At 52.7% G+C, this 8,997-nt stretch carries 7 protein-coding genes, 1 tRNA gene and 1 pseudogene; 1 reads left to right on the top strand and 8 read right to left on the bottom strand.

All coding sequences use genetic code 11. The annotated features are described in order from the left end of the window. The 7 genes and pseudogenes from EJP87_RS17265 to EJP87_RS17235 all read right to left on the bottom strand — a co-directional run. Window positions 1-342: pseudogene (locus tag EJP87_RS17265) on the bottom strand (hypothetical protein); the annotation flags it as partial. After that, window positions 339-1,064: an isoprenyl transferase gene (locus EJP87_RS17260; protein WP_130473047.1), complete on the bottom strand. Its 726-nt coding sequence runs from the start codon at window positions 1,062-1,064 to the stop codon at window positions 339-341. The pseudogene EJP87_RS17265 and the gene EJP87_RS17260, both read right to left, overlap by 4 nt. Window positions 1,065-1,085: 21 nt before the next feature. Beyond that, on the bottom strand, window positions 1,086-1,643 hold the full coding sequence (frr, locus tag EJP87_RS17255; RefSeq protein WP_130473046.1) for a ribosome recycling factor: 558 nt from the start codon (window positions 1,641-1,643) through the stop codon (window positions 1,086-1,088). After that, window positions 1,643-2,359, bottom strand: a complete 717-nt coding sequence (gene pyrH, locus EJP87_RS17250; RefSeq protein ID WP_130473045.1) for a UMP kinase — start codon at window positions 2,357-2,359, stop codon at window positions 1,643-1,645. Before pyrH ends, frr begins: the two co-directional genes overlap by 1 nt. A 25-nt stretch (window positions 2,360-2,384) precedes the next feature. Beyond that, window positions 2,385-3,296, bottom strand: coding sequence for a translation elongation factor Ts (gene tsf / locus EJP87_RS17245; RefSeq protein WP_130473044.1), 912 nt, complete (start codon window positions 3,294-3,296; stop codon window positions 2,385-2,387). Window positions 3,297-3,375: 79 nt separating this feature from the next. Then, window positions 3,376-4,152 (bottom strand): 30S ribosomal protein S2, encoded by a 777-nt coding sequence (gene rpsB / locus EJP87_RS17240; RefSeq protein ID WP_130473043.1) that lies wholly within the window; start codon window positions 4,150-4,152, stop codon window positions 3,376-3,378. A gap of 243 nt (window positions 4,153-4,395) precedes the next feature. Further along, window positions 4,396-5,226 (bottom strand): hypothetical protein, encoded by an 831-nt coding sequence (locus EJP87_RS17235; protein WP_130473042.1) that lies wholly within the window; start codon window positions 5,224-5,226, stop codon window positions 4,396-4,398. Window positions 5,227-5,356: 130 nt separating this feature from the next. Between EJP87_RS17235 and EJP87_RS17230 the strand changes: the two genes are divergently transcribed. Then, window positions 5,357-5,432 (top strand) — tRNA-Glu (locus EJP87_RS17230). A gap of 412 nt (window positions 5,433-5,844) precedes the next feature. Here EJP87_RS17230 and EJP87_RS17225 read toward each other — a convergent pair. Then, a complete protein-coding gene (locus tag EJP87_RS17225) occupies window positions 5,845-8,970 on the bottom strand; it encodes a type I restriction endonuclease subunit R (protein WP_130473041.1) in 3,126 nt (1,041 codons plus the stop codon). Window positions 8,971-8,997: the final 27 nt, after the last annotated feature.

Here is an 8,997-nt window from a genome sequence, read left to right as displayed (position 1 = left end):
GCGAATCAGACCTTCGATAAAGAAGAGAATCAACAATATGGCACCAAGCAGAGCAAAAGGCAGGCGCAGCCAGCGCTGCATCCCTTGCGCCAGCTCGGCATCCCAACCCGGATAACTGCCGCCCATAATCCACAAAACCGCAATCAGCAAAGGCAACACAGCGGGCCATGCAAAGGATTCGCGCAGTTGGTGCCATTCGAGAACCATCAGCAGGGAGACCGGAAGAATGACAAAATAGAGAAGAAGGGGAGAACCAAACAGCAATACATAGAGCAGCGGCGGAGCCAGCAACAGAGCGGAAATAATCCGTTTACCAAGGGAAGAGATCACGATGCTATTCAAACCGCAGCTCCAAAGCGCCGTTCACGACCAGCAAACTCCTCTATGGCCAAACGCAGATGCTCGGCAGTAAAATCCGGCCAATAGGTCGGCAAGAAGATCAATTCGGTATAGGCCATTTGCCAAAGCAGAAAGTTACTGATCCGTTGCTCCCCACCTGTACGAATCAACAGATCGGGATCATCCATTCCAGATGTGGTCAAATATTGGGCAAAGCGCTCCTCAGTCAAAGCATCGGGTAGCAACTGCCCAGCCATGGCAGCCTGCATCAACTGGCGCGCTGCATCCACCAACTCCTGGCGTCCCCCATAATTGACCGCGATATTGAACTGCAGTTGGCCATTATCAGCGGTACGCTCTTCCAATTCGCGAACCTGCTTTTGTACGACTTGCGGCAGTTCGTGCAAACGACCCAAGGCGCGAAAACGCACCTGCTCTTTCACCAATTCATCCATTTCATGGCGCAAATGGTAGGCCAACAGATTCATCAGTGCCGAAACCTCATCCTCCGGGCGTTTCCAATTTTCCGAAGAGAAGGTATACAAAGTCAAAATCGGGATATGAAACTGCAGACAGGCTTCCACAGTCCGCCGAACAGCTTTCACCCCTTGCCGATGTCCTTCGATACCGGGCAAAAAGCGTGAACGAGCCCAACGACGGTTGCCATCCATCACTATGGCAATATGACGAGGCAACTTATCCGCTGCAACCTGCAAAGCAATCATGGGAGGTCAAGAAAATCCCGCTCAAACCTGCATAATTTCTGACTCTTTATGAGCCAGCATATCATCCACTTCCTTGATGAAATGGTCGGTTTGTTCCTGTACCTTTTTTTCCCAGGCATGCAGATCATCCTTGGAAACTTCCTTGTTTTTTTCCATCTTTTTCATCTGTTCCAGAATGTCACGCCGGACATTGCGCAAGGCAATTTTGGCCTGTTCGCCATATTTTTGCACCAGTTTTACCAAAGATTTGCGTCGTTCTTCTGTCAGTTCCGGCAAAGGAATCCGCAACAAGGTACCATCATTGAGGGGATTCAAACCGAGATCCGATTCACGAATAGCCTTTTCAATGGCTTTCAGACTTTTTTTGTCCCATGGCTGCACCGTCAACATCCGGCTTTCTGGCACTGAAATGGTTGCCAATTGATTGAGCGGCATATGCGAGCCATACATCTCCACTGTGACATGGTCCAACAACGAACCAGATGCCCGACCGGTGCGAACAGTTGTCAACTCCTCGCGAAAGGCCGCCAGACATTTTTTCATACGTTCGTCTAATGTGGCAAAGAGTGCATCAGACATTAGTTCACTCCTATCCGTGTGCCTCGATTTTCACCCCGCACGATAGCCGCCAGGGCCCCTTCCTCATAAATGGAAAATACTGTTACAGGAATCTGATTATCCTGGCAGAGTGTAATAGCTGTCAAGTCCATCACTCTGAGATCCTTGGCCAGCACCTCTGCAAAGGTCAACTCTGTAAAGCGTTGCGCGCTGGGATCTTTTTTCGGATCGGCGCTATAGACCCCGTCTACTTTGGTTGCTTTCAGAAGCAGATCGGCATGAATTTCGGCGGCACGCAAACTGGCCGCCGTATCGGTGGTAAAGTAGGGATTGCCGGTACCGGCAGCAAAAACAACCACGCGCCCTTTTTCCAAATGGCGCATGGCTTTTCTATGGATATAGGATTCGGCAACCTGTGGCATGGTTATCGCCGACTGCACCCGAACCGGCACACCAATCCGTTCCAGGGCATTTTGTAAAGCCAAGGCATTGATTACGGTTGCCAACATACCCATATGGTCGGCGCTGGAGCGTTCCATGGCCACTGCCCCACTGGACATGCCACGAAAAATATTACCGCCACCCACGACCAGAGCCAACTGAACACCCAAATCGTGGACAGCTTTGATCTCCAACGCCAACCAATGCAAAAAGCGGGAGTCGATGGCGACCCCATCACCCATCAGGGCCTCACCGGAGAGTTTGAGTAAAACTCTTTGTGTTTTATGCTCCATCATCGACATCCCATAGCCAAGAAATCTTCTACCCAGCCGCTTTCGCGACCTCGGCAGCAAAGTCCTCCTCTTTTTTTTGGATACCGTCGCCCAGGACAAAGCGCACAAAGGCGGTGATTTGAATGGTGGTTGCCAACTCTTTGGCCCGTGCCTCCACCACGCTGATCACCTTTTGATCGGGATCCATGACAAACGGCTGTTCCAACAAACAGCTCTCACCATAAAATTTATCCAGGCGACCCAGAACCATCTTTTCGATGATATTTTCAGGTTTGCCAGAGGCACGAGCCTGTTCGGCCAAAATGGCACGTTCCCGTTCCAACGCCTCTGCTGGTACGGCGCTGCGATCCAACCATGGCGGAGCGGAAGCGGCCACGTGCATGGCCAATTTTTTACCCAGATCGGCCAAGGCTGCTTTGTCTGTTCCTGGCGATTGCACACCCACCAGCACCCCGATTTTGCCTTCCATATGGATATAGGAGACCACCACACCTTCGCTCACCGCGACGCGGGCCAAACGGCGCAGATTCATGTTTTCGCCAATGGTGGCAATTTTATGGGTCAACTCATCGGCCACATTGCGACCGCTTTCTGGATAGGCCAAGGATTTCAAAGCTTCCACATCCTCCACCTTGGCTGCCAGAGCCACGCGGGCAGATGTTTCCGCAAAAGCCACAAAATTTTCATTTTTGGAGGTAAAATCAGTCTCGGTATTCACCTCCAGGAGAATACCCTGATTGCCATCGACCACCGCCACTACTTTGCCTTCAGCAGCGACCCGTCCAGACTTTTTGGAAGCCGACGAGAGACCTTTTTTACGCAACCAATCGACGGCCGCTTCCATATCACCATTGCTCTCTTCCAGAGCCTTTTTGCAATCCATCATGCCGGCTCCGCTCTGCTCGCGGAGATCCTTGACCAATTTTGCACTTACCGACATCTTCTTCTATCCTTACCTATGGGATTCAATACTTGCCCGGAGTGGTTACCGGGCATCCGCAGAAAATGAGAGTGGAAGATCAATCGTTTTCGATAACCATCTCTTCCAGATCACTATCGATGGGGGCTCCTTCCGGTGCTTCCGGTTTCATGGCCGGATTGGTATCGGGACGCGCCATCGCTTTGCCTTCCAGAATCGCATCACCCATTTTGCTCAAAAAGAGCTTCAAGGAGCGGATGGCATCATCATTACCGGGCACCACCCAATCGATGGGATCCGGATCGCAGTTGGAATCGACCAGAGCCACTACAGGGATTCCCAATTTATTGGCCTCTTTGACCGCCAGAGATTCCCGATTGGTATCGACCACCACCAGGACATCCGGCAAACGGCTCATATGCTTGATGCCCCCCAGGGAGCGTTCCATTTTTTCCCGTTCCCGCTCCAGTTTTTGCACCTCTTTTTTGGTGCGGGCTTCAAAGATGCCGTTGGTCTTCATTTTTTCGATCTCTTTCAAGCGGCGGATCGAACCCTGGATGGTCTTCCAGTTGGTCAAGGTACCGCCCAACCAGCGGTGGCTGACATAAAACTGGCCGGTACGTTTGGCTTCTTCTTCAACCATATCGACGACTTGCCGTTTGGTGCCGACAAAAAGCACGACACCATGATTTTTTGCCCGTTCGCGCAAAAAGCTGTAGGCATCGCGCAACATCACGACGGTCTTTTGCAGATTGAGAATGTGGGTTCCATTGCGGGCGGAATAGATATACCGACCCATTTTGGGGTTCCAACGTTTGGTCTGATGACCGAAGTGAAAGCCCGCGTCCAGCAATTCGCGGATGGAAAACTTTGCCATTGCTACTCCTGTTTCGTTTGGGTTATTCGTCCGCTGGGGTTGTCTTTTGCGGTCTATCTTGCTTGGCAGCAAGGCACCCGACCGCCAACCGGTACAGCGTGTTTAATAAAATACAGAAAACCTGTTGATCTTAAACAATCACCCTTCTCTTTGCAAGGCATTGCACCGCAACAAGAGAGAAAAAAAAAGCTCTTTTCTGTTGCAGAATCCTTTGCCAGGGTGCGAGGTGACGATTGTTGAGGCTCAAGGTGCGGATGAGAGGGAAGCAGCAACAGGAGGATGGCTCTCGGCGATTTCCGTGCGAATGGAGAGCACCAGTTGCCAAGCCTGTTCGATGGAGGCTGCACTACCGCGCAGATGCAGCACCTGTGCCGCCTGACAATCATCCACTCCACCAGCGGCCACCGGGGTAGCCTCTACGGCACACAACTGACGGAGCGCCACCACTTCGGTTACCAGAGTAGCCGACCCGGCCATGAGGGGCATATAGCCTACTGGACTACCCATCACGCGCTCCACCCGCCCCTGCCCCAACAAGCCGCAGGCGGCCGGGACAGAAGGAATCATTTTTTGCAAGGAGACTGGTACAATCAACTCTCCGCCACGCGCCATTAGGATGGCGAGCGCTGCCCCAATGGTGCCACCGACTGGTGAAGCCACCAGGACAGCCGCATTACCTTGCGGATCGATGGCATTGGCACCCTTGATATAGATATCGCCAGCGGCAAAGCGTTCCAGGAGTGGTGCAGGCCAGCCTCGTGACTGCACACCCTCTTCAAACAAAAACGGCCCGGCACCCCGTTGCTGGGGCGGAGTCTCACCGAGAAGAGCATCGCGGATCCAGCCGACGGCAAAAGAGTCGCGGCCAGGATCTTGCCCCAGCAGGGCACGGACCACATGGCGGGTAGTGGTACCACCAACAATGACCATACGTCCATTCTGCAGTCGTGCTTGCACCTGCGGCATCTTTGCCACCGCCCGACCAATCAAAGCCTGTCCCTCTTCGGCACGCAGCACCACGACTGCCGAAGAAGAGGTGCTTTCTATTTTTGGCAACTGTGTCTGTTGTCTCATTGGGGCAATGATACTCCTTTTTCTATAGATATTTTCAGCATTTTGCTCGGTTTAGCAAAAAATAGCTCTCCTGCGACAAAACGCCTTGCACAATTCACGCAACATCGTTACACTTCGCTCCGCTTTGTACGTCCTGTTCGTCTAGTGGCCTAGGACAGCGGCCTTTCACGCCGTAAACACGGGTTCGATTCCCGTACGGGACGCCATTTTTTTTAATACGCTAAAAACGCAGCCAGATCAATCCGTTACAAGCCTACCCCTCCCCGTTTTATCCATTTCCCACACACCTTTTCCACCAGCGCTTTCCACCAACGTTTTCCACACACGTTTCCCACATGCTCACCGCATCAAACATTTCATCTGTCAGACTATCAGCCAGCACAAAGATGAGTCAATGATTCAACACAGCCGCTGTTATCCCCCAGTCAGAAACGCCATTCTTATCAGCAGTGACGCATCACTTTCCAAGAGCAGCCACCACTTTTCGCTACTCCCTCTGCAAGCGTGTGCAAAAACGACCCTTTTTGCCGTCAATTTCTACCCGACTGCAGGCTCACAATAAATAGCATAACATATTGTTAAAACAATATACTTTTAGCATGCTCTGCCTCCTGCTGATCAGACAGATCTTTGGTCATTACCACGCAACCGTAACGCTTCGTAGAGATTAGCCGGTCCCAACAGAATATCCCGCAAACCGTGGCGAACCTTTTCGGAATCCAGCGCCTGTTTGCTCATGGTGCTGTGAGCGGCAAAGGCATCCATGATGGCATTCATCAGTTCATTGGTCAGATCGGGGGAGTTGGAAAACTGCTCCTTGGTGTTGTTGGCCGCCTGCTGAACCAAAATCGTCGATTCCAGCAACTTGCCCTTCAATACATTATTAACGTAAATCAGCTTGTCATCGTCGGAGAGTTCACCCTCAAACAGCGTGTTGACCTTGTGGATAATTTCCGCCAACAATGCCTTTTCCTTCTCCTGGACCTCGCCGCTTCCAGTGGCGGTCATGGGTGAGAGTTTGTTGGCTTCGCCTTCTTGCAGAGGCAGATTGCGCTTGCCCTGATCCTTCAGTTTATGATGGGTCAAAGTCACTCTGGAGAGATCCACACCTTCCCGTTCCCGACCAAACTCCAATAAAACAAGCAAACGTTTGAAAAAAACAGCCCGTTTCTCCAGGGTGCTATTGCCATAGTCGAACAACTGGGAGAGAAATACATATACCCTCAAGAAAACGCCCAGGTTGCGCTTGAAAAGAATCAGCACATTCATTTCATCCTGGGCCTTTTGCTCGGCTTGAGAATCTCCCCCCTCGCGCGCTGCATGCCAGGCATTCAAGGCGCTCTTGTAGCGTTTCAATAGTCGGTCGGCCACTGGCTCCAATGCTGCTGCCAATTGCGCTTGTGAGGCGTTGGGATTCATTTCGACCGCCACCACCCGCTCCACCTCATGTTCATCGTAGAAGCCGGTGGCATCCAGTTGCGCTTTCAAATCATAGACCAGATTCGGATCCGTTACGGCGGCCAACTCTGCGGTTGCATAATAGCTTCTGAATGCGGTCAGAATCTCTTCCGGATTATTAACAAAATCCAAGATATAGGTGGTATCTTTGCCCGGATAGGCACGATTGAGTCGGGAGAGGGTCTGTACTGCCTGAATTCCGGCCAGACGTTTATCCACATACATTCCGCAGAGCAATGGTTGGTCAAAGCCGGTCTGGAATTTGTTGGCCACCAGGAGAATCTGGTATTCCTGCGTAGCGAAGGCTTCGCGGATCTCTCGTCCACGCAAATGCGGATTGAGCACGACGCTGGTTTCGGTGAAGGGGTCGTCTGCCGACTCCTGGTCACGCACCTCACCGGAGAAGGCGACCATGGCACCTAACAAATAGCCGGAGTTTTTGATATACTGGTCAATAGCCAGTTTCCAGCGTACTGCCTCCAGGCGACTGCCGACCACCACCATGGCTTTGGCCTTGTTATCGAGCAACGGGGCGATATTCTCCCGAAAATGCTCTACCACCACCTGCACCTTTTGGCTGATGTTGTAGGGATGCAGACGCACCCAACGCATGATGCCCTTCATGGCCTCGCTGCGCTCCACCTGTTTTTCATCCCATTCCTTGCCCTCGTGTGCCAGTCGGAAGGCCAGTTTGTAAGGGGTATAGTTTTTCAAGACATCCAGGATGAAACCCTCTTCGATAGCCTGACGCATCGAATAGATGTGAAATGGAGCGGGAAGATTGCTGGCCGAGGCCGGTTGTGTGGGATCTGGTCGGCGTCCAAAAATTTCCAGAGTCTTGGCTTTGGGTGTGGCGGTAAAGGCGATAAAGGTGATATTGGCATTGTTGGCACGTGCAGAGATCTGGGCAGCCAACAGCTCTTCTGTGCCGATCTCTCCGCCATCTTCCAGTTCTTGCAACTCTTCGACAGAGAGCACCTGCTTGAGCTTGGCGGCAGAGCTTCCGCTTTGTGAGGAGTGGGCTTCATCAGCGATGACCGCGAAGCGTTTCCCCTTGGTGGCGGCCAACTCCTGAACCATGGCCAGGGCAAACGGAAAGGTCTGGATGGTACAGACCACAATTTTTTTGCCACTGGAGAGCACCTTGGCCAGTTCACTGCTTTTGCTCTGATGTTCTCCGGTAATGCTGGCCACCACCCCGGAGGTACGCTCAAAGTCGTCGATGGCCTCCCGCAATTGGGCATCCAGCACCGTGCGGTCACTGACCACCAGCACGGAATCAAACAGCTTGTTGTGGTTTTTGTCGTGCAGTTCTGCCAAAAAGTGAGCCGTCCAAGCGATGGAGTTGGTCTTGCCCGAACCTGCCGAATGCTGAATCAGATATTTCTCACCCGCTGGCCCGGCCAACACCGCGGCCACCAGTTGCCGAGTGACAGCGAGTTGATGGTAGCGGGGAAAAATCAGGTTGGAGATTTTCTTTTTGCTATCCTTCCGGGCCACGATATAGCGACCGAGAATTTCCAACCAGGAGTTCACCGCCCACACCTCCTCCCAAAGATAGGCTGTGCGATGACCGTTTGGATTGACGGGATTGCCCTTGCCCCCAGCATCGCCCCGATTGAAGGGCAGGAAGCGGGTTTGTACTCCTTGCAGCTTGGTGGTCATCCTCACTTCCGAGTTGCTGACCGCGAAGTGAACCAACGCTCCTCTGGGAAAATCCAGCAAAGGTTCGCTGCTTCCTTGTCCCTTCGGACGGGGATTGCGGTCGAAGCGGTACTGGTCTACCGCATCCTCCACCGATTGGGTGAAATCGCTCTTCAACTCTGCGGTTGCCACCGGCAGACCATTGAGAAAGAGCAGCAAATCCAGGCAATTTTCATTATGGGTCGAGTAGCGCACCTGTCGCACCACCCGCAAACGATTGGCCTGATAGCGGCTTTGCAGTTCGGGATTCATCGCCAAAGCCGGTTTGAACTGCGCCAGCAGCAACGGTTGCCGCAATCCCAGCAACTCCACCCCGTGCCGCAGCAGTTCCAAGGTTCCCCGGTCATCCAACTGTTTGCGGATGCGGTCAAGCAAAGTGGTCTCGGCGGATGCACCGTGATTTTTCAGCAGAGCGTCCCACGCCTTGGGCTGGGTCTGTTGTACCCAGGCCAAAAGGTCAACGGGGAACAGAGCGCGGTTCCGGTCGTAGTGACTGGCATCCCCTGCGGCGTAGAGCCAGCCATGTTGTGACAGGTGGCGGCAGATGTCGTTTTCAAACTCGATTTCCCGATGCAGACTCATGCGACATTTTCCAATCAAATTGATTCA

Origin of the sequence: Candidatus Magnetaquicoccus inordinatus, assembly GCF_004217665.1 — a bacterium.
GTDB lineage: Bacteria > Pseudomonadota > Magnetococcia > Magnetococcales > Magnetaquicoccaceae > Magnetaquicoccus > Magnetaquicoccus inordinatus.
Note: the sequence above shows the minus strand (reverse complement) of the source record. Positions and strands in the feature narration are given on the sequence as shown.

Bases quoted from the DNA above. Each gene is read 5' to 3' on its own strand.
- frr (WP_130473046.1), bottom strand. From the start codon at position 1,643: ATGTCTGATGCACTCTTTGCCACATTAGACGAACGTATGAAAAAATGT.
- rpsB (WP_130473043.1), bottom strand. From the start codon at position 4,152: ATGGCAAAGTTTTCCATCCGCGAATTGCTGGACGCGGGCTTTCACTTC.
- pyrH (WP_130473045.1), bottom strand. From the start codon at position 2,359: ATGATGGAGCATAAAACACAAAGAGTTTTACTCAAACTCTCCGGTGAG.
- EJP87_RS17225 (WP_130473041.1), bottom strand. From the start codon at position 8,970: ATGAGTCTGCATCGGGAAATCGAGTTTGAAAACGACATCTGCCGCCAC.
- tsf (WP_130473044.1), bottom strand. From the start codon at position 3,296: ATGTCGGTAAGTGCAAAATTGGTCAAGGATCTCCGCGAGCAGAGCGGA.
- EJP87_RS17260 (WP_130473047.1), bottom strand. From the start codon at position 1,064: ATGATTGCTTTGCAGGTTGCAGCGGATAAGTTGCCTCGTCATATTGCC.
- EJP87_RS17235 (WP_130473042.1), bottom strand. From the start codon at position 5,226: ATGAGACAACAGACACAGTTGCCAAAAATAGAAAGCACCTCTTCTTCG.